This window comes from Limnohabitans sp. 2KL-51 (genome assembly GCF_003063645.1).
GTDB lineage: Bacteria > Pseudomonadota > Gammaproteobacteria > Burkholderiales > Burkholderiaceae_C > Limnohabitans_A.
Genome location: NZ_NESJ01000014.1, coordinates 118,684 through 138,928 on the forward strand (window position 1 = coordinate 118,684; position 20,245 = coordinate 138,928).

A 20,245-nucleotide genomic window follows, 5' to 3' on the forward strand; every position below is an offset into this window, starting at 1 on the left:
CATGGAAAACACCATCACGACAGCCCAAGCCTTGGCAAGAGCGCTCAGTCAAGCGGGTGTCAAAAGAATGTTCGGACTGCCTGGTGGCGGATCTTCCTTGGATGTGATCGAAGCCGCAGCGCAGTTGGGCATCGATTTTGTTTTGACGAAGTCGGAAAATGCGGCAGTCATGATGGCTGGAGCCATGGCCGAGACCACAGGCATCCCGGGTGTGGCCATCATGACCAAAGGGCCTGGTGTGGCCAATGGTGCCAATGGCGTGGCCTACGCATCGCTGGATCGTGCGCCCGTTCTTGTGATCACCGATGGTTTCACGCCCAAACAATTGGGCTACATCACCCACCAGGTGTTCGACCAAAAGGCCATGTTGGCCCCTGTGGTCAAAGGTTTCAGTCATCTTGAAGGGCCTGATCCTGTGGCTGAGATCGACGCCATGCTGGCGCTGGCTGCCTCTGCGCCGTTTGGGCCAGTGCACATCGAGTTGACGAGTGAAGCGGCTAAACGCGTGCTGCCAGATCAGGCTGTAATTCCCAAACCATCCGATCCTGTTGCCTTTTCTTCAGAAGATCTTGCAGCCGTTCAAAAACTCCTGGGCAGTGCCAAAAGACCTGTTTTGATTGTCGGGCTGGAGGCTCGCCAAAGTGCAAAGCAAGTCAGGCAACTGGCGCAATTGCTGGGCTGCCCTGTCTTGCCGACCTACAAGGCCAAAGGGGTGGTCTCCGATGAGGACCCACAGGTCGTCGGGATTTTTACGGGTGGACTCCAAGAGGCTGAATGTATTGCACAGTCAGACCTGATGGTCTTGGTGGGATTGGATCCGGTTGAAATGATCTTGCAACCTTGGCGTTATGGCAAAGCGGTTTGTGAGATTTCCAAGGTCGAACATCATGTGCACTATGTCCAAGCTGAGGCCAGAGTGACGGGTTCGCTGGAGGCGATCCTGAGTCAATTGAATGCCACACTCCACGGTTACCCATCTGGCTGGCAACCCTCTGAATGGTTAAAAATCCGAACGCAAGTGCTAGAGAAGCTGGCCTACCCACCTGTGAAATTTGGTGTGGCGCCCGACAAAGTGGTGCAACTGGCTGCGCAGGCCTGCGACCACAAAAAAATCGTGCCTCGCATGACGGTGGATGCGGGTGCACACATGTTTTCTGCCACCGCTTTTTTCCCCACCACCCGACCGGGCGACGTGCTGATCTCCAACGGACTGGCATCCATGGCTTTTGCATTGCCCGCCGCCATTGCGTGTGCATTGGACGATCCTTCTCAAGCCGTCATGTGTTTCACCGGCGATGGTGGCTTGATGATGTGCATGGGCGAATTGTGTACAGCAGTTGAGATGCAAGCCAAGGTCGTGGTGGTTGTTTTCAACGACAGCGCACTGTCGCTCATCGACATCAAGCAGCAAAGTCGGCAATTGCCGACACGGGGCGTGCGATGGCGCAAGCATGACTTTGCGGGGGCCATGCAAGCATTGGGTGGTTTGGGTTTCTCGGTTCACAATGAAGCTGAATATACGCAAGCACTGCAAACCGCACTCGATGCGGATGGGCCTTGCCTGATCGATGTCCAAATTGATGCGTCGGGTTATGCGCACCAGCTCAAAGCCATGAGGGGTTAACGACATGTTGACGATTGGACCTGCTTTCGAACGCCCCTCCATAGACCTCATTGAGGCCTATCGTCACTTGCCTGTGGCCACGATCAGCGATGTTCTAGGGCCGGGCCATGTCATGAACGCATCGGTGCGCGCCTTGCGACCCGGCATGCGTTTGCTCGGAGCCGCTTACACGCTGAAACTGCCGCCTGCAGACAATCTGGGGATGCATGTGGCGGTCAGAGAGGCCAATGCTGGCGATGTGATCGTGGCGGAGCAATCGGGTGGCGCTTTGGGTGCTCCAGTGGGTGAAATCATGGCCATGGCCGCCATGCACAAAGGGCTTGCCGGCATAGTCCTCAACGGTGCTGTTCGTGATGCGGAAAAATTGCGTGCTGAGCCATGGCCTGTATTTGCGGCTTGTATTTATGCGCAGCAGTGCCGAAAAGATGGGCCAGCCTGGCTTCAGACGACCATTGACTGTGCCGGTGTGACGGTCCATCCTGGCGATTTGATCGTGGGGGATGACGATGGTGTTGTCGTGGTTCCTTTTGCATCCATCGCCAGTGTTGCGCAAGAAGTGGTTAAGAAAATGGAAAAAGAGAGTCTGCGCATCGCTTCCATAGCGCAAGGGTTTATTTCGCCTGCATGGCTAGACGCGGCCATTGAGCGTGCAGGACTTGTTTTGTCTGTCAATCAATAAAAGGAGACCAGCATGTCAATTTCGATTTCAAAAATGGTGATGTTCATCGCATCGCTATGGGCTTTCAGCACGGCGCAAGCCCAAGCGCCAGATAAATTTCCATCGAGACAGATCACGATCATTGTGGGCTTTGCGCCAGGCGGTGGTGGTGACATTTCATCTCGTTGGATCGCTGATTACCTGAAGGAACGCTGGAAAGTGCCGGTTGTCGTTGACAACAAGCCCGGGGCTGGCGCGACGATCGCGGCAGGGCTCTTGGCCAGGGCCAAGCCAGACGGCTATACCGTTGCGTTGGCGACCACCAGTCCATTCACCGTCGCGCCGTATTTTCAGACTGTGAGCTATGACGCTGCCAAGGACTTCACTTACTTGTTTCAGACCTTGGTCAGTGCGCAACCACTGTTTGTCAAGTCGGATTCACCCCACAAGACCATTGAAGAGTTGATGTCTTGGGCCAAGGCCAACCCCAACAAGTTGTTCTGGTCAACAGCGGCAACCAACGGTGGAACCCATATCTCCACACAAGCCGCATTCCGAGCGGCTGGCATACAAGCCACTTATGTGCCCTACAAAGGCGGTGCCGATGCCATGAACGGCTTGCTGGGGGGGCAGATCCAAGCGTTGGTTGCTGCTGAATTCCCTCCGCACGCAGCTGCCGGAACGATCCGACTTTTGGCCGAGAGTGGTCCAGACAAAATCCCTGAATACCCACGCGTGCCCACCTACAAAGAATTGAACTTTCCGATTTCAGTCCCAATCTTTTATGGTGTTGCCGGACCCGCAGGCATACCTGCCGACGTGATCAAAGAGTGGAATGCCGCAGCGGCTGACATGGTCAAAACTCCTGGATTTGCAGACTTGGTCAATAAGCTCAAAGGCTCGACGGCTTATCAAGGACATGCCGAATTCACGGCATCGGTGACGGGGGTGTACCGTCAGATGGGTCGTTTGATTCCCGAACTGGGCCTCAAGAAAGATTGAACCTTATGTGGCAAGCCAATATCATTTTGCAAAATGGGCAATTGATGCCCTATGCCGAGGCCAAAATTCATCCCATGACATTGGGTATGACGTATGCGACGGCTTTGTTTGAGGGGCTTCGAGCCTATCGAAACCCGGTCACAGGTGAATTCAAGATATTTCGCTTGGCGGAGCATTTGAAACGATTGCAGGCCGGGATGAAGGTGATGCGGTTTGACCACGTTTTCGATCCAGAAAAAATCAGACAAGAGCTGGCGGGTTTGATACGCGCCAACGAACCCGATGACGATGTTTACATTCGTCTCTTGGTGTACATCGAAGCATTGGGTTTGATGGCCCAAACGGGACCTGTGGGTTACACCGCCGCTGCATCACCTCGGGAGCGGCCCAAATTTGCAGACACGGGCATGAGTTTGGGGGTGAGCTCCTGGAGCCGATTGTCTGACAATGCCAGCCCACCCCGTGTGAAGGCAACGGCCAATTATCACAATGCCCGATTGACGCAGTTGCAAGCCAAGGCCGATGGCTACGACGGTGCATTGATGTTGACGCCATCCGGCAAAGTGTCTGAAGCACCGATTGCTTGTTTTTTCATGGTGCGTGATGGAAAGCTCATCACGCCACACATCGGTAGCAATATTTTGGAAAGTATTACAAGAGACACCGTCATCACCTTGTACCAGGAAACCACTGGACGGGCTGTTGTGGAGCGCGAGATAGACCGCAGCGAGTTGTACTTTGCGGACGAAGCATTTTTATGTGGAACGGGTCAGGAAATCATTCCGGTCGTTCAGATCGATCGCTTGCCGGTGGGCGATGGCACGATCGGAGCTCAAACCCGCAGCATGCAAAAAATCTATTTTGAAACTGTCAGGGGTTTGACGCCTGACCGTCATGGGTGGCTCACGCCGGTTTGATGGCGGAGGTTGGCGCTTGGCTGGCGGCCAATCTCAAATGGTGAATCAAATCCTCACTGAACTTGGGCAGCATACGCTGCTGCTGCTTGACCAGGCTGATTTGTCGTCTTGCCCAAGGATCTTCCAGGGGGATCATGCGCAAGCCGCTTGATTTGGCATGGCTCAGCGCAATGGCCCGTGGAACGATGGCAATGCCCACGCCAACAGCAGCCATTTGACAGACGTTTTCGTAATTGCCGACTTGAATTCTCAAATTCACACGCTTGCCGATGTTTTGCGCCTTTCGGTCCAGAAATGACTGGATGGAGTTGAATTGGTTGAGGCCCACAAAACGGTATTCGTCCAGGATGTCAGACAATTTCACCGAAATTTCGTTGGCAATGGCGGCACCCGAATGACAAACGACCACCAACTCATCGGCATACAGCGGGACCACATCAATTTTGTCGGCGTCGACAGATCCAGCCACGATGCCTAAATCGGCGGCACCCTTCGCGACCGAGGAAATGATGTCGCGCGAGGGCAATTCTTCCAGGTCAATGTCGATGTCGGGATTGTCATTGAGAAAAGCCGATAAAGCCTTCGCCAAAAAAGTGTTGGTGGCCGTGCTGTTGGCTTGAAGCCTGATTCGCCCCTTGACGCCCAGAGCATAAGGCCTCAGATCGGCATGCATGACCTCCAATTGTTGCAACACAAGTTTGGCGTGATTGGCCATGGCCTCGCCCGCCTGGGTCAACTGCAAACCCTTGGCTTGCCGAAGCATCAATGGCGTTTGAAAATTTTCTTCAAGCTGCTTGATCCTCAAGCTGGCGGAGGGAACAGACAAAAAACATTTTTCGGCCGCCCGTGTCAGATTCAACTGTTCCCCGACGTGAAAAAAAAGACGTAAATCTGTCAAGTCGTAATGCATGAAATCCTTGCAGCAGTGTTCAATGAGCAGTGATGGGCACGATGCTGATGGCGGCTTGAATGGATTCAAACAAGGCGTCCATCAAGCGGGTCTTGGGTTCATTTTTTCTGGTGAGCAAAACAACATTCAACGCTGGAGCCCCTCTGCCAATGGGATAAACCCGAACGGGATAAGCCATCATCATGCGGGGGTCAATCGACGGCACCATCGACACCCCCAGTCCGGCATTGACCATGGACAACACAGCATGGACTGAAGGTAAATCCATGCTTCTTTGCGCTTGCGGCATATTTTGACCGATCCACTGTGCAGCCAATTTGCCGGTGCTGGTGCTGGCATCAAAGCGGATCCATGGGTAATCACAAAACAGTTGGTGTATTTTGGCGGCCTTGGCGGTTGGCGGTGCAATGACCACCAATTCGTTTTTGAACAGGTGCTGCCAATGCAGGCGTTGCGATCCACCTTTGACGGGCTGAACCACAATCGCAGCATCCAGTTCATTGGCTTTGACGGCCGCGATCAGTTCAACGGCGCGTCCTCTTGCGGGTTTCAATTGAAGGGCAGGGTGTTTCTTCAAAAGGTGTTGAATGACGCCGGGCAGCAAGCTGGCTTGCATGCTTTCAATGACGCCCAAGCGTATCGTGCCTTCGATTTGTATGGAGTTACGTCGGCGAAGTTGCTCAATTTGCTGCATGGGCAGTTGCATGACACTGGCCACTTCGTGTGCAAATGGCATGGGCTTGACCTGCAAACCCGAGCGATCAAAAAGAGGCTGTCCGAAAAAAATCTCCACCTGCTTCATCTGCATGCTGATCGCACTGGGTGTGAGGTTCATTTCGTCTGCGGCACGACTTAAGCTGCCTGTTCGCAGAACGGCTTCCAACGTTTCAAAGAAAGAAAACTTCATCAGAATATTTTAAGTAGCATTCAACGAAATGTGTCTTTTACTGATGAAGAATGTTTTTATGATGCCTTTTGCTGAAACTTTCGGCAGTCTATTGACCCTTGGAGGCTTTTGCATGCACACCACCCCCATCCCAGTTCATCCTGTACCCAGACCTTGGTTGGCGCAGGAGTTAGGTCAGGATTCTTCTTGGGTTCATTGGCTGAGTTCTGAGGCGATTGAAGGTTTTGAGAGTGCTCTGGCGCATGCCAAAAAAACGGGTAAAGGCTGGCTGCAGATGACCTCTGATGACTTTCCGCTTTCAGGGGCAGCCAAAGATGCCATTGATCAGGCGTTCGATGTCACACAAAAAGATTTCGGCATGTGCTTGATCAAGGGGTTTCCAGTTCATCGTTGGTCTGTCGAAGATGCGCGCCTAGCCCATTGGGGCATTGGCCTGAACGTGGGTGTGGCCAGGACGCAGAACCAAGCCAGTCAGGTCATGAACGATGTCCGGGACGAGGGAGGCAGTTACAAGGTCAAAAATGGACGGGGCTACAACACCAATGCGGGTCTGGATTTCCATGTCGACTCGTGTGACGTGGTGGCCTTATTGTGCCTGCAAACCGCCAAAACGGGTGGAACCAGCATGGTGACCAGCTCTATCGCAGTGGTCAACGAGATCAAACGCCTGCGACCTGATTTGATTCCTGTGATGCAGCAGCCCTTTTATTACAGCTACCAGGGTGCCAATGATCCCAAGCAACCGCCTTTTTACAAATGTCCCATTTTGGGCAACGATCCTGATTTTTTTTCTTTGCGTGCCAATCGTAAAAATGTCACGGCAGCCCAACGCGACTTTCCTGAGGTGCCTCGGTTAACCAAGGATCAGATCGCGTTGCTGGATTTGCTGGACGTTTTGTTACCCGATCCACGATTTTGTTATTCGATGCAGCTTGACCGTGGTGATATGCAACTGCTCAATAACTACGTGGTGATTCATTCCCGCACCAACTTTGAAGACCACGAAGAACCTGAACTCAAGCGGCATTTGTTGCGCCTGTGGCTGAGTCTGCCTCAGGGTCAGAGATTACCGCCGCTGTGGAAAGAGTATTTTGGTGACATTGAAGCCGGCTCAGTGCGAGGCGGTGTTCGCGGCAGCAACATCACGGACGAGTTTCTATCGTATGAAGCCCGACAGGCCAAACGACTGGGGATGACACTTCTGTCCTTTTGACCTTGAGGCAAGGATCAAGGGGCCTGCAAAAGCGATCCGATCGGCCCCAGCCGACGGACAGGATCTGTGCGCTTGCCTGACGGTCTGTCGAGGTCAAACGGCATCGGGTTTGTCGACGAGTACGAAGGTGTAAATCATGACCACCCGATCACCAAGGCGTCTGCCCAGTGTTTGAGTGTCATTTCAACGCGTCGGTCATGACAAAGTTGTAGTCCAGCGTGTAAAAGTCTCGCGATATGGCTTTGCCATCGGGGGCATGGCCCGCAGTGTGGTGTTTGAAATCGGCGATCAAAGAAGGGCGAACACCAAAGACGGCATCGCCATCCAAATTCTTGCTGGTTCGGTCAAAAATGTGCGTGATCAGCGGGCGTTGTCCAGGGGCCTGGATGCGGAAATGCAGGTGCGCTGGCCGCCAGCTTCTTCCGGTGGTGGCCTTGAGCATCTTGATGGCGGTGCCGTCTTGCGGCACAGGATAGTCCACAGGCAGTACCGACCAGAAGCTATAGCGGCCATCAGCCCCTGTGGTCAATGCCGCGCGCGCCCATGCTCCTTTTTCTTCAAAGCCGTCTTGCACGTCATACAAACCCCGGTCGTCCGAGTGCCAGACATCGATCACCGCATGCGCTACAGGCTGTCCATGGCTATCGAGGATTTGACCTTGTGCATGCATGGGTGTCCCCGCGGCACCAGCACTGATGTCTGCACCCATGGGAAATTGCGGCGCATTTTCGAGCAGGAAGGGGCCCACCAGCGTCGGCTCTGTGGCGTGTGCTGGGCGTGGGTAGTCTTGCGTCACCGTGAGCATGGACAAGCCTAAAGCGTCTGAAAAAATCATGAACTCATTGCGCCCAGGTGAACACCATTTGCCGGTTTCTTCGAGAAAGCTCATGGTGAAAGCCCATTCTTCGGCTGTGAGTTGGACCTCTTTGGCAAAGCTGTGAACGTGTTTGACCAAGGAGAGCATGAGTTCACGCAAACGCGGGTCGGGGGTTTTTTCATAGCGCTTGAGCACCTCCTGGGTGATCAGGTCCAATGCGTCATAGCGGTTTTCGATGCCGGAGTTGGGTGTGTTGCTCATGATTGAAGTTCCTTTGATGAAAAGTCAGTGGCAAGGCGTCGCAGATTGTCTGCGGGCTTGAGTCGGAATTTGGCGATCTTCATGGAGCCCGTGTGTGGCAAGTTGTCCACCATGACAATGTAGCGAGGCCACTTGGTGGGCGACAAGTGCAGCCGAGCATAGGCTTGTACCGTTTCTGGGGTGATGGCGGTCCCAGTTCGCGGAACAACCGCCAATAAGATTTCTTCTTCGCCCAACTCGGAGGCAACGCCAATGGATGCGCACTCCAGAATGTCCGGGTGGCTGCCGATGGCAGAGTCGATTTCTGCACCTGAGATGTTTTCGCCACGTCTGCGGATGATGTCTTTTTTCCGGGTGAAGAAAAACAGGAAGTCATCGTCATCGCGCCGCGCCAAGTCGCCGGTGAGGAACCAGCCGTCTTTGAAGCTTGCGGCGGTTTGTTCGGGATCCTTGAAGTAGCCCTGCATCAGCGTTGGGGTGCGAACCGCGAGTTCGCCGACTTCGCCGACGGGTAATTCATGACCGTCATCGCCCATTATTCGCACTTCTGGGCGCGCAATGGTGGGATCGGGGTGTGGCGAGATACAACCCATGCTGCCCAGCTTGTGTGGGCCCACGAAGGGGTTGCTCAGCACCCCAGGAATTTCGGTCATGCCATAGCACTCGATGAGCACCGGAACATGAAAACGTTGGTGAAAAGTGTCTAGCAAATCTTGATTCAAGGGGGCCAGAAACATCTTGCGGATGCAGTGGGTGGCGTCGTATTCTTGCTCGGGTCTGCGCGCCAAAATGGCTGCAGCCGACATGATGACATTTACCTCACTGGCGCGTGTGGCGGCCGCTTGTTGCCAAAAGGTGGATGCAGAAAAGCGGCGGATCAAAATCAAGGTGCCGCCGCACGCCATGGCACCGCCCAAGGAATACATCAGGGCATTGATGTGAAACAGGGGCAACACACACATCAAGCGTTCATCGGGTTGCAGGTACATGCGATGGACAAACGCTTCAGCGGTCAGCAAATAGCTTCGCTGGCTGTGCATGACCCCTTTGGGAAACCCGGTGGTGCCCGATGTGTAGATGATCATGCAGGTACTGTCTGCAAGGCCTGCGCGCGTGCTGGTATCGGGCTTGCAAGACATCCACTGCTTGAGCAATGACGATTCACCGCCGGCTTGGTCATCCTCGATGACCACTTGCCAGGTCGCCGTCGGCATGTGTTGGGTGGCTTCTTGAACTTTGCTCAGGGGTTCGGGTGAGCAAATCACGCCACGCACACCGGCATGTTCGAAAATGTATTTGGCTTCGCGGGCTTCAAACTCGGGGTTGCAAGGCACCAGGATGGCCCCGATCCTGGCGCAGGCCAACAGCAAGACCACCGTGGCGGGGTGGTTGTAAGCCATCAGACCGATTCGGTCACCGGCTTGAATGCCGCGTCGCAAAAGCCAAGCCACGGCAAGGTCGGCTTGATCAGCACAGTTTTGCCATGTCATGACCTCACCTTGGTATTCCACCATGGCTTGATCACTCAATGGGCGAAGACGTGCACGGAAAAATTCATCGATTGAAAAATCGTGCACATCGAAACGGCGCAACACCTGCAAAGGCGTCAGAAGTTGTGCAAAGTTCGTGGCGGGGGTTGACATGGTTCAGCGCGCCACAGGGGGGCCGTCATAGGTCATGGCCTGTTCAGCAGCGCTGGCCAGCTTGAAGCCGATGGGCCGGGTTTGTTCTTCCAGAATATGCGCCACCAATGAGGCGGTTCTCGCCAGCAAAGGAATGCCTTTGAGGGCACCAGCAGGATAGCCCGCATCCAGCAGCACAGCAGGGATGGCCGCAGACACATTCATGGGGAAGGGGCGTCCGTAAACGCTCTGGATTTGCGATGCCAGCGCTTGCAATGCGCGCACATGCTCCCCAGCAACGCCCCATTGCTCGGCCAGTTCAATCAACTTGGTTGCGCGTGGGTCACCCAGTTTGTGCACAGGGTGGCCAAATCCAGGCAAGGGCTGCTTGGCCGCGCGCAAGGCTTGCAAGCGATCTTTGGCAACGTCTTCCAGGGATTTTCCCTGCTGTGCAGACTGCTCCAGCATGGCGATGAGCAATTGCCCAGCGGTCTCCGAAGCCCCCAAGATCACTGGCCCGCATCCCAACAAGCCTGCAGCCACAGCACCCTGTACAGATTCGGGTGCGGCAGCCAAGGTCATGCGGGCCGCCTGCACCGAGGGAACCAAGCCATGCTCGGCGAGTGACACCATGGTGGCGTCGGCAACACGCACCAAATTGGCGCTGGGGGTTTCACCGGTCAGCAAAAACAAAAAGTAGGCGGTGAACGATTGTTGGCCAATCAAATCGCGGCACAAGTCCTTGCCGCGCACGACGATGCGGTCGACTTCGGCAATCGCCATATGGGTTGAGCCCGAGGGCGTGAAGGCGCTAGAGGTGGGTGTGGTGCTCATGGATTTTTTGGGCTCGTTGGTGATCTGGGGTACAGGTCGGGGCGATCGTTGCAGGGCATTTGCGCAGGCCGGTGCTTTGCACATCGTTCAATGCACTTTGAAGCCCTTGATGTCAACTTCGCAAGCGCTTTGGCGACAGCCACTCAACGGGTTATTCCCTATGGGCCGATGGCGTTGGAACACCATAATAGTTTTCAAGTTTTGTGCGCTCTGACAGGTTAGCGCTTTATTTCACACACTTCATGAGGATTCAAACATGCAAAAAAGACCATTTTTGAAAGCACTGGGTTCGTCCTTGCTGCTGTCTTCGACTCCAACATGGCTGCACGCGCAGAACAAGCCTATCCGTGTGGGCAGCACGCTGTCTCTGACCGGGCCATTGGCCGGTACAGCGGTCATGCACAAAATCTCGGGCGAAATCTTCATTGAGCAATTGAACAAACGTGGTGGTTTGCTCGGGCGTCAAGTGGAGTGGGTGGTGAAGGATGATCAGTCCAAGCCTGACTTGGCCCGTACGCTGTATGAGCAGCTGATCTCTGGCGATCAGGTTGATTTGCTGATGGGGCCCTATGCCACAGCCAATTCCTTGGCGGCCATGGGCGTGGCTCAACGCAATGGCAAGGTCTTGATCACCAACTCGTTTGGCATTCCTTCGCTGGCCAAGTACGACATGCATTTTCCGGCCTACGTCATGGGCATTGACCCTGGAACCACGGTGCCCAATACTTTGCTCGATTCGATTGCGGCGTCAGGCGCCAAGCCGCAATCGGTGGCGATGGTGACGAGCAAATTCCCCTCGGTTGTCTTTTTGTCAGTGGGTGCGCGCGAGGTGTTCAAGAAGCGCGGCTTGCGCGAAGCCCTTTGGTTGGAATGGGAGTTTGGAAACCGTGAGTTCGGCCCCATTGCTTCTCGTCTGAAAGAAGCCAATGCGGACATGGTCTGGATCGGCTCGATTGGTGCTGAAAGCATGCAACTGCTGGAGGCGATGAATAAGATAGATTACAAACCAAAGATCCATTTCCATGTGTACCCAACGCCTGGGCCATTGACGCAATCGCCGCTGGCTGCGAATGCGCTGACGCTCACCACTTTCGAGCAACACGCGCCATTTACCAACAACCCGGCGTATGCAGAGGCGATCAAGATGTACAACGAGCGTGCCGCCAAAGCCAATTTGCCCGACACCGTGTTCGAATTGCAGGCGGCCAATGCTTTCACGGGTTGGCAGTTCTTGGAGGCGGGCGTCAAAGGTTCTGGCAGTTTGGAAGACAGCAAAATTGCGGCTTGGCTCAAGAAAAATCGCGTGGACACCATCATTGGCAAAGTGCGCTTTGATGGCCCCAATAACTATGGCGATGACCTCAACCGCATCAAGCAATTGCAAGGTGGCAAATGGCTGGTCATTCATCCCAAGGACGTAGCATTTCCCGGCAGCAAGATGATGTTCTGACATGCCCAGCGCTGGGCTGTTACTTCAGGCGCTGGCCTCAGGCGTCTTTCTGGGCGCGCTTTATGGCCTCATTGGCCTGGGCGTTGGCTTGGGCTGGGGCTTGTTGCGTCAGATCAATCTGTCTCACTTTGCCTGGGTTTTTTTGTCGGCTTACATCACCTACGAACTCAAAACGCGCTTGGGTGTTGATCCGCTGATTTCCTTGCTGTTTTTGGTCCCTTTGTTTGGTCTTTTGGGCATGGCTGTGCAGGCCTTACTGGCCCGTTTTGCCATCACGCCTTTCAACTCTTTGTTGGTGACTTTTGGCATCACGGTGTCGGTAGAGGCTTTGCTGCAGTGGATTTGGAGTGCTGATTTCCGTCGCATGGCCTCGTTTTATGACGAGCACAAGTTCCGACTGGGCAGCGTGGTGGTGACTTACTCTGAAGCGCTGACGATGGGCATGGCGCTGTTGGCTGTCGGCTTGGCGTGGTGGATGTTGCATCGCACGGACATGGGCAAGTCGGTGAGGGCGAGTGCAGAAGACCCGGCCATTGCCACCGCATTCGGTATTCATGCCAAGCGACTGGCCATTTGGGTAGCAGGGTTTTGTGCAGCGCTGGCAGCTTGCGCAGGGGTTTGCGTGGCTTTGACTTTTACCTTGGCGCCGTCGCAAATTTTTTCTTGGGTCGGGGTGGTGTTCGCGGTGGTGATGGTGGGTCGGTTGGGCTCGGCTTTGACGCCCCTGATTGGTGGCCTGGTGATCGGCATCAGCGAATCCATGACCATGGCCTTGATTGCGCCAACTTGGGCGCCTTTGGTGGCGTTCACCGTGTTGATCTTGATTCTTTTGCTCAGGCGTGGTGATGAATAAGATTTGGCAATCTTCTGGCCTGTTCGCGGTGGTGATGGTGCTGTTGGCAGCCCCTTACATGGGCTTGCCAGTGCATTGGCAGTCCTTGCTTTACGTGGTTTTCTTCTGGGTCACTTTGGCCACGTCCTGGAACATGCTGTCCGGCTATTCGGGCTATTTTTCATTCGGTCATGGTGCATTTTTCGGTGTGGGCATGTACGGCATGGCCACACTGGCCACCAAGGCCGAATGGCCCGTGGTGCCTGCTGCGCTGGGCAGTGGCTTGTTGGCCGCTGTGCTGGCGCTGGCCGTTGGCGCGGTCGTCTTCAATGCCCGAAAAATTCGCGGCGAATCGTTTGCTTTGATCACAATGGCCGTTGGCTTTGTGCTGGCAACGGTCATTGTGAACACGCCCATTGACGGTGGCCCTGGTGTTTATTTGATGTCGGTCAGTCTGCCGCAGTGGGGCCCCAAACCAGCCTCCACGTTCTATTACGCCAGCCTCGTCTTGACGATCTTGTGTGTCGCCGTCGCTTGGTGGTTGTTTCATGCCCGCGCGGGTGTGGGTCTGCTGGCCATCCACGACGACGAAGATGTGGCCCAGGTCAACGGGGTGCCCACCTTCTGGCTCAAGATGGGGGCTTTCGCCTTGTCGAGCTTTTTTGCAGGTGTCATGGGGGCGATTCATGCGCTGTACGTTTCTTATGTGACGGTGGGAGAGACTTTCAACATCACGGTGCCTTTGACGGTGGTTCTCATGAGCGTGCTGGGCGGCAGTCGGCATTGGGCAGGTCCCATGCTGGGGGGGATTTTGATCACCTTTTTGCTCAATGCTTTCACGGCCGGTGAAAGTGCCTTGGTGGGCAAAGTCATCATTGGCCTGGTTTTGGCGGGTGCCGTGCTGGTCATGCCCCGCGGCATTTTGGGAACTTGGCAATTGAGGCAGCACAAACGCTTGATGCAAAAAAATCAGGATGCGGAGTTTTTACATGCCAGCGTTGAGTCCGTGCCTTCGCAAGAGCTTGAGCGCCCGCTGACGCGTCCTGCCGATTCAATGAATCGGCAAAAAGTGCTGCAAGTTCGCGGGTTGAGCAAACAATTCGCGGGCATCAGAGCGCTCAATCAAGTGGACCTCGATTTGTACCAAGGTGAAATTTTGGGCCTGCTAGGGCCCAATGGTTCGGGTAAATCCACCTTCATCAACGTGGTGACGGGGCATTACAAGCCGACAGAAGGCACGGTTTTGTTGCAAGGTAAATCTTGTGCGGGTTGGCCAGCTCACCGGATTCGCCGTCAGGGGCTGTCGCGCACTTATCAGATACCTCGACCATTTCATGGGCTGACGGTTTTACAAAATGTGATTTTGGCGGCGCATTACGGTGGCACACGTTTGTCGGATGCGCAAGCCAAGCAAGAGGCGCTGGAGTGGATGCGTTTTACTGGTTTGCATGACAAAGGCGACTATTTTCCCGATGAGCTCAACTTGCACCAACGTAAATTTCTCGAGTTGGCACGCGCATTGGCAGCAAGACCGCAAGTTTTGTTGCTCGACGAGGTGCTGTCGGGCTTGACCCCTTTCGAAATCATTGCTGCTGTTCAAACTATTCGGCGTATCCGTGATCGCGGCACGTCGATTGTGTTTGTTGAGCACGTCATGAGTGCGGTGTTGGCTTTGTCAGACCGGCTGGTGGTGCTTAACCAAGGTGAAGTCATTGCAGAAGGCAGCCCTGAAGATGTCATGTCCCGAGAAGAAGTGGTGCGTGCCTATCTGGGCGATGAGGCGGCGGTGTAAGCATGCTCCAAATTGATCAAATCCAAGTCAACTACGGTGCTGCCCCTGCTCTGTGGGATATCTCTTTGCACATCAATCCAGGTGAATTGATCTCGGTGATTGGCCCCAATGGCGCTGGCAAGACCACCTTGATCAATGCGGTCATGGGTCTGAACCCCCTGAAATCCGGAAAAATCGTGTGGGAAGGGGAGACAGTGTCCTTGCTACCGCCCCATCGATTGTGCGAACGTGGCTTGGCTTTGGTTCCCGAAAGCCGAAGGTTATTTACCACCATGACTGTGCGTGAGAACCTGGAGTTGGGTGCCATGCACCCCGCCGCGCGTGCCCAACGTGCTCATACTCTCGAGCAGGTCTGCGCTCTTTTTCCGGCGGTGCGCGCAAAATTAGACCAAGTGTCCGGGACCTTGTCAGGCGGGCAACAGCAAATGGTCGCCATTGGCCGTGCCATGATGGCTTTGCCGCGATTGCTGTTGCTGGATGAGCCCTCATTGGGCTTGGCCCCCAGCATCGTTGGCGAGATGTTCAGGTCCATTGAATCTATTCATCGCAGCGGAACAGCGGTCATGTTGGTCGAGCAAAACGTCAGCCGTGCCTTGGCCATTTCGCAGCGCACCTATGTGTTGGAAAACGGACGGGTTGTCACCTCCGGCTTGTCCAGCGAACTGGGCAGTCGCGACGAAATCCGCAAAGCCTACTTGGGCATCTGAACTCAGGCAAGACGGTTTTGTGCACCGGGGCAATACCCGGAAATGGTTTGAATGCCTTGGGCATGCCGGATGGCATCCACCGTGGCCAGTGCCGTGGCCTCGGCCGCCATCACCGTGAGCAGCATCAGATCCACCGGACCAGTTTCAGTGCCGGTCGCCAAGGCAAACAGCGTGTCGCCGTCCAGCGTGGTGTGCGCGGGGCGGATGCTGCGCGCCAGGCCGTCGTGTGCACTCATGGCCATGCGTTTGGCTTGGGCTTTGGTGAGCATGGCATTGGTCGCCACCACACCGATCGTGGTGTTGGTGCCGGTCAGGGGGCGGTTGCCCCGCTCGCCTTGCAGCAAGGCGTATTGGGTGTCAAGCAAGTGATGCCCATCGGCCGTGCGGGCACCGGCCAGCACATGGCCTGTAGCAGGGTCGATCACATCGCCCACCGCGTTGCAGGCGACCAAGGCGCCCACCACCCAAGGACCCACGCGCACGCTGGCGTTGCCAATGCCGCCTTTCATGCAGCGGTCCAGACCGAAGAGTTTGCCCACGCACGCGCCTGCGCCTGCGCCCACATTGCCTGCTGCGGGAGGTGCGGTCGATGCCGCTTCGCAGGCGGCGTAACCGGCCTCAGCGTTCGGGCGGGCTGTCGGGTTGTCGCCCTCGCGCACGACGGGCAAGTCAAACAGCACAGCAGCGGGCACGATGGGCACACGGCCGTAGCCGGTTTCAAAGCCAATACCATGCTCATCGAGCCAGCGCACCACACCCGTGGCTGCGTCCAGGCCAAAGGCGCTGCCGCCACTGAGCAACACGGCGTGCACTTTGTCCACCAGGTTGGCGGGGTCCAACAAGTCGGTTTCTCGGGTGCCGGGGGCTGCACCGCGCACGTCCACCGCGCCTACCGCGCCATCAGGGGCCAGCACCACCGAGCATCCCGTCAGGCGCTCGCTCAGTGTGTAATGTCCTAGGCGAAGGCCTGGCACATCCACGATGCTGCCTTGGCTGCTGTTTACAATCATTTCAGATGACATGTCTGCCTTTTTTAACCTGGCTCACAAACCCCAAGGATAGCGCGTGCCCCTGTTTGTATTGAGACGGCTGCTGAGCTTTGTGTTGACCCTGCTGGCCACCTCAGCCGTTGTGTTTGCCGTGTTGGAGTTGCTGCCTGGCAATGCCGCACAGGTCATTTTGGGCGAAACGGCCACGCCCGAGTCGATCGCCGCGATGGAAGACAAGCTGGGCCTGAACCAGCCCGCGGCCACCCGCTACCTGAGCTGGATAGGCGGCATGTTGCAGGGCAAGACGGGCCTGAGCATCTCATATGACACCCCCACGGCGCAGCTGATGGCCGAGCGCATGCAGGTGACGCTGCCGCTGGCCGTGATGGCCATGGGGCTCACGGTGGCCCTGGCGTTGGCGCTGGGCATTTATGCCGCTTCGCAGCAAAACAAGGTAGGCGATGTGGGCGTGATGACGCTCAGCCAACTGGGTTTGGCCTTGCCTAATTTCTGGCTGGCTATTCTTTTGATCTTGCTCTTCGCAGTGCACCTGGAGTGGGTGAGCGCGGGCGGTTTTCCGGGCTGGTCTGAGGACGATGGCGGCGGTATGTTCGAGGGCATCAAAGCCTTGCTCTTGCCCGCGATGGCGCTGGCCGCGGTGCAAACGGCTATTCTGACGCGAGTCACCCGCTCGGCCGTGCTCGACACTTTGCGCGAAGACTTTGTGCGCACCGCCCGGGCCAAGGGCTTGTCTCGTCGCCAAGTGCTGTGGGGTCATGTGCTGCGCAACGCCATGATTCCGGTGCTGACGGTCATGGGCTTGCAGTTTGGCAACCTGATCACCAGTGCCATCGTGATAGAAAACGTGTTTGTGCTGCCCGGCATTGGGCGGCTGATTTTTCAGGCCATTGCCAACCGCGACCTGATCGTGGTGCGCGATGTGGTCATGTTGCTGTCGGCCTTGGTCATACTGATCAACTTTTGCATCGATGTGCTGTATGCGTGGATCGATCCACGACTGAAGGCGGGCCATGCCGAATAAGAATGCTGTTTGGCAACGTGCCTTGCGCCACCCGAGTTTTGTGGCGGGTGGGGCCATGGTGCTGCTGATGGTGCTGTGCGCCGTGTTGTCCTTGTTCTGGTCCCCTTACCCGGTGGGCGACATCGACATTCCCAACAAACTGGCCTCGCCCAGCGCGGCGCATTGGCTGGGCACCGACAGCCTGGGTCGCGACATCGGCTCATTGCTGCTTGTGGGTAGCCAAAACTCCTTGCTGGTGGGCTTCATCGCGGTGGGCATTGGCCTGGGTGTGGGTGTGCCTCTGGGTTTACTGGCCTCGGCGCGGCGAGGCTGGGTCGAAGAGGTGATCATGCGGGCCTCGGACTTCACCTTCGCCTTCCCGGCGTTGTTGTCGGCCATCATGCTGACCGCGATTTACGGGCCGGGTTTGGTGGTGAGCATCGTGGCCATTGGCATTTTCAACATTCCAGTGTTTGCCCGCATTTCGCGGGGCGCGGCCAACGCGGTCTGGGCGCGGGACTACACAGCGGCGGCGCGTGCTGCAGGCAAAGGACCATTGGCCATTACCTTGGCGCATGTTTTGCCCAACATCGCCAGTGTGCTGATCGTGCAGGCCACCATCCAGTTCGCCATCGCGATCCTGGCCGAAGCGGCTTTGTCTTATCTGGGCTTGGGCACCCAGCCACCGCAACCCAGCTGGGGTCGCATGCTCAACGAAGCGCAGTCGCAGATGTTCCAGGCCCCCATGCTCGCGGTGTACCCGGGCGCAGCGATCGCGCTGGCGGTGTTGGGTTTGAATTTATTGGGCGATGGTTTGCGCGATGTGCTCGACCCCCGGCTGGCGCGGCAGAGGTAAACATGCGTGATCTTTCAAGCGCCAAGCCTTTGCTGCAAGTCGACGATTTGCGGGTGAGCCTGCCCACGGCCCGGGGCTGGGCACCTGCTTTGCGCGGGGTGTCCTGGCGCATGGAGCGCGGCCAGACGGTGGGCCTGATTGGCGAGAGCGGCAGCGGCAAATCGCTCACCGCTTTGGCCCTGATGGGCTTGTTGCCTGAACGCGCACGCGTGAGCGGCTCCATCGTGCTGCAAGGCCAAGAGCTGGTGGGCCTGCCCGAGCCGCAGTTGTGCCAGCTGCGCGGTGCCCGCATGGCGATGGTCTTTCAGGAGCCGATGACGGCGCTCAACCCCCTGCACCCCATCTGGAAGCAGATTGCCGAGCCTTTGCGCTTGCACCAACACATGAGTGCCAGCGATGCCAAAGCCCGTGCCCTGCAGTTGCTCGAACGGGTGCAGCTGCCCCGGGCGCGTGAGCGGCTTGACGCCTATCCGCACGAGCTGTCGGGGGGGCAACGTCAGCGCGTGATGATCTCGATCGCGCTGGCCTGCAGCCCCGACCTGTTGATTGCGGACGAACCCACCACTGCGCTGGATGTGACGGTGCAAAAAGAGGTGTTGTCGCTCATCAAACAATTGGTGCACGAAGACGGCATGGGCTTGATGTTGATCAGCCACGACCTGGGCCTGATGCAGGACCAGGTGGACCGCGTCATGGTCATGTACGGTGGGGCTGTGGTCGAGAGTGCGGCCACGCCGGATTTGTTTGCGCACCGGGCGCACCCCTACACACGCGGTTTGTTTGCGGCGCGCCCGCGCTTGGGGTTGGCACGAGGCACCCGCTTGACCACGATCCCCGGCAGCGTGCCTGAGTTGATGGATTTTCCGGCGGGCTGTGCCTTTGCAGACCGTTGCAGCTTGGCGGTGGATGAATGCCGCCAGACACCCCCGCAGGCGCAAAGCATGGCCAGCCATGGTGCCGGCGAAACGCCCCATGTGGTCAGTTGCCCACGCTGGAGGCTGCCATGAACGAGACGTCTACATCTGCGCCACTGCTGGAGGTGAAGCATTTGGGTCGGCGTTTTGTCTTGCCCCGCGCTGGTTTGTTTCAACCCGCAGGGGCATTGCAGGCTTTGTCGGACGTGAGCTTCAGCCTGCAGCCGGGCAAAAGTTTAGGCATTGTGGGCGAGTCCGGTTCAGGCAAGTCCACCTTGGCGCGTTTGGTCATGGCGCTGGACAGGCCCACCGAGGGGCAGGTCTTCTTCAATGGCACCGATGTGCACCAGACCCATGGCCAGGCTTTGCGTCAGTTGCGCAGCGGTTTTCAGATGGTGTTTCAGGACCCTTATGGTTCTTTGGATCCACGCCAAAAAGTGCTGGCTATTGTGACCGAGCCCATCCAGTCATGGCTCAAGCCTGCTGATGGCCGCTCAGAGCTGCGCGACAGAGCCGCCCAGGCTTTGAGCGAGGTGGGACTCAGGACCGCCGACCTGGACAAATACCCGCACGAGTTTTCGGGTGGGCAACGCCAGCGCATTGCCATTGCACGCGCTCTGATTACCCGCCCCGCATTGATCGTGGCCGATGAGCCGGTCAGCGCGCTCGATGTGTCCGTGCAAGCGCAGGTGCTTAATTTGATGATGGACTTGCAAGACCGGTACGACCTGAGCTATTTGCTGGTCAGTCATGACCTTGCGGTGGTCAACTTGATGTGCGACGATGTGCTGGTCTTGCAGTCGGGCCGCGTGGTCGAGCAAGGCCCGGCAAGCCAAATTTTTGAGCAGGCCGAGCACCCTTACACTCGCGCCTTGTTGGCAGCGGTGCCAGGTCACCGCGAAGATTTTTTTTGAAACAG

Annotated in this window: 19 protein-coding genes; 13 read left to right on the plus strand and 6 right to left on the minus strand. The window is 56.6% G+C overall.

Features of this window, described 5'->3' with window-relative positions; translation table 11 throughout:
• The first annotated feature begins 1 nt into the window (after position 1).
• The 4 genes from B9Z49_RS15420 to ilvE are packed head-to-tail and all read left to right on the plus strand — an operon-like array spanning position 2 to position 4,201.
• Positions 2 to 1,624, plus strand: a complete 1,623-nt coding sequence (locus B9Z49_RS15420) for a thiamine pyrophosphate-binding protein (RefSeq protein ID WP_158273520.1) — start codon at positions 2 to 4, stop codon at positions 1,622 to 1,624.
• A gap of 4 nt (positions 1,625 to 1,628) precedes the next feature.
• Positions 1,629 to 2,303 (plus strand): RraA family protein, encoded by a 675-nt coding sequence (locus B9Z49_RS15425; RefSeq protein WP_108354323.1) that lies wholly within the window; start codon positions 1,629 to 1,631, stop codon positions 2,301 to 2,303.
• A 12-nt stretch (positions 2,304 to 2,315) separates the two neighbouring features.
• Positions 2,316 to 3,284, plus strand: coding sequence for a tripartite tricarboxylate transporter substrate binding protein (locus B9Z49_RS15430; RefSeq protein WP_108354324.1), 969 nt, complete (start codon positions 2,316 to 2,318; stop codon positions 3,282 to 3,284).
• 5 nt (positions 3,285 to 3,289) lie between these two features.
• Entirely contained in the window at positions 3,290 to 4,201 is a 912-nt protein-coding gene (gene ilvE / locus B9Z49_RS15435; RefSeq protein WP_108354325.1) for a branched-chain-amino-acid transaminase, read from the plus strand.
• Here the strand turns inward: ilvE and B9Z49_RS15440 are convergent.
• Both B9Z49_RS15440 and B9Z49_RS15445 read right to left on the minus strand, forming a co-directional pair.
• Complete coding sequence (locus B9Z49_RS15440) at positions 4,188 to 5,111, minus strand: LysR substrate-binding domain-containing protein (RefSeq protein ID WP_108354326.1); 924 nt, start codon at positions 5,109 to 5,111, stop codon at positions 4,188 to 4,190. The two genes, ilvE and B9Z49_RS15440, sit on opposite strands and share 14 nt — an antisense overlap.
• A 19-nt stretch (positions 5,112 to 5,130) precedes the next feature.
• Positions 5,131 to 6,018 carry a LysR family transcriptional regulator gene (locus B9Z49_RS15445; protein ID WP_108354327.1) on the minus strand — a complete coding sequence of 296 codons (888 nt, stop codon included), beginning with the start codon at positions 6,016 to 6,018 and terminating at the stop codon, positions 5,131 to 5,133.
• 112 nt (positions 6,019 to 6,130) lie between these two features.
• On the opposite strand from B9Z49_RS15445, the gene B9Z49_RS15450 reads away from it, so the two are divergent.
• Positions 6,131 to 7,231: a TauD/TfdA family dioxygenase gene (locus tag B9Z49_RS15450; protein ID WP_108354356.1), complete on the plus strand. Its 1,101-nt coding sequence runs from the start codon at positions 6,131 to 6,133 to the stop codon at positions 7,229 to 7,231.
• A 178-nt stretch (positions 7,232 to 7,409) separates the two neighbouring features.
• Here B9Z49_RS15450 and B9Z49_RS15455 read toward each other — a convergent pair whose 3' ends face one another.
• The 3 genes from B9Z49_RS15455 to B9Z49_RS15465 are packed head-to-tail and all read right to left on the minus strand — an operon-like array spanning position 7,410 to position 10,765.
• Positions 7,410 to 8,309 (minus strand): dioxygenase, encoded by a 900-nt coding sequence (locus tag B9Z49_RS15455; RefSeq protein ID WP_108354328.1) that lies wholly within the window; start codon positions 8,307 to 8,309, stop codon positions 7,410 to 7,412.
• The gene (locus tag B9Z49_RS15460; RefSeq protein ID WP_108354329.1) at positions 8,306 to 9,952 is read right to left on the minus strand and encodes a class I adenylate-forming enzyme family protein; all 1,647 of its coding nucleotides are present in this window, start codon (positions 9,950 to 9,952) and stop codon (positions 8,306 to 8,308) included. Before B9Z49_RS15460 ends, B9Z49_RS15455 begins: the two co-directional genes overlap by 4 nt.
• A gap of 3 nt (positions 9,953 to 9,955) precedes the next feature.
• On the minus strand, positions 9,956 to 10,765 hold the full coding sequence (locus tag B9Z49_RS15465) for a citryl-CoA lyase (protein WP_108354357.1): 810 nt from the start codon (positions 10,763 to 10,765) through the stop codon (positions 9,956 to 9,958).
• Between the two features lie 256 nt (positions 10,766 to 11,021).
• Between B9Z49_RS15465 and B9Z49_RS15470 the strand changes: the two genes are divergently transcribed.
• The 4 genes from B9Z49_RS15470 to B9Z49_RS15485 are packed head-to-tail and all read left to right on the plus strand — an operon-like array spanning position 11,022 to position 15,546.
• Positions 11,022 to 12,215 carry an amino acid ABC transporter substrate-binding protein gene (locus tag B9Z49_RS15470; protein WP_108354330.1) on the plus strand — a complete coding sequence of 398 codons (1,194 nt, stop codon included), beginning with the start codon at positions 11,022 to 11,024 and terminating at the stop codon, positions 12,213 to 12,215.
• 1 nt (position 12,216) lies between these two features.
• Positions 12,217 to 13,068, plus strand: a complete 852-nt coding sequence (locus tag B9Z49_RS15475) for a branched-chain amino acid ABC transporter permease (RefSeq protein WP_108354331.1) — start codon at positions 12,217 to 12,219, stop codon at positions 13,066 to 13,068.
• A complete protein-coding gene (locus B9Z49_RS15480; RefSeq protein ID WP_108354332.1) occupies positions 13,061 to 14,839 on the plus strand; it encodes a branched-chain amino acid ABC transporter ATP-binding protein/permease in 1,779 nt (592 codons plus the stop codon). The genes B9Z49_RS15475 and B9Z49_RS15480 overlap by 8 nt, the downstream gene beginning before the upstream one ends.
• 2 nt (positions 14,840 to 14,841) lie before the next feature.
• A complete protein-coding gene (locus B9Z49_RS15485) occupies positions 14,842 to 15,546 on the plus strand; it encodes an ABC transporter ATP-binding protein (protein ID WP_108354333.1) in 705 nt (234 codons plus the stop codon).
• 2 nt (positions 15,547 to 15,548) lie between these two features.
• Here B9Z49_RS15485 and B9Z49_RS15490 read toward each other — a convergent pair whose 3' ends face one another.
• Complete coding sequence (locus B9Z49_RS15490; protein WP_233254652.1) at positions 15,549 to 16,556, minus strand: P1 family peptidase; 1,008 nt, start codon at positions 16,554 to 16,556, stop codon at positions 15,549 to 15,551.
• A gap of 55 nt (positions 16,557 to 16,611) precedes the next feature.
• Between B9Z49_RS15490 and B9Z49_RS15495 the strand changes: the two genes are divergently transcribed.
• From B9Z49_RS15495 to B9Z49_RS15510, 4 genes are read left to right on the plus strand one after another with little or no spacing between them, the layout of a single operon-like run.
• Positions 16,612 to 17,577, plus strand: a complete 966-nt coding sequence (locus B9Z49_RS15495) for an ABC transporter permease (RefSeq protein ID WP_108354335.1) — start codon at positions 16,612 to 16,614, stop codon at positions 17,575 to 17,577.
• Positions 17,567 to 18,412 carry an ABC transporter permease gene (locus B9Z49_RS15500; RefSeq protein WP_108354336.1) on the plus strand — a complete coding sequence of 282 codons (846 nt, stop codon included), beginning with the start codon at positions 17,567 to 17,569 and terminating at the stop codon, positions 18,410 to 18,412. The genes B9Z49_RS15495 and B9Z49_RS15500 overlap by 11 nt, the downstream gene beginning before the upstream one ends.
• A 2-nt stretch (positions 18,413 to 18,414) precedes the next feature.
• Positions 18,415 to 19,419, plus strand: coding sequence for an ABC transporter ATP-binding protein (locus B9Z49_RS15505; protein ID WP_108354337.1), 1,005 nt, complete (start codon positions 18,415 to 18,417; stop codon positions 19,417 to 19,419).
• Positions 19,416 to 20,240: an ATP-binding cassette domain-containing protein gene (locus B9Z49_RS15510; RefSeq protein WP_108354338.1), complete on the plus strand. Its 825-nt coding sequence runs from the start codon at positions 19,416 to 19,418 to the stop codon at positions 20,238 to 20,240. Before B9Z49_RS15505 ends, B9Z49_RS15510 begins: the two co-directional genes overlap by 4 nt.
• Positions 20,241 to 20,245 lie beyond the last annotated feature (5 nt).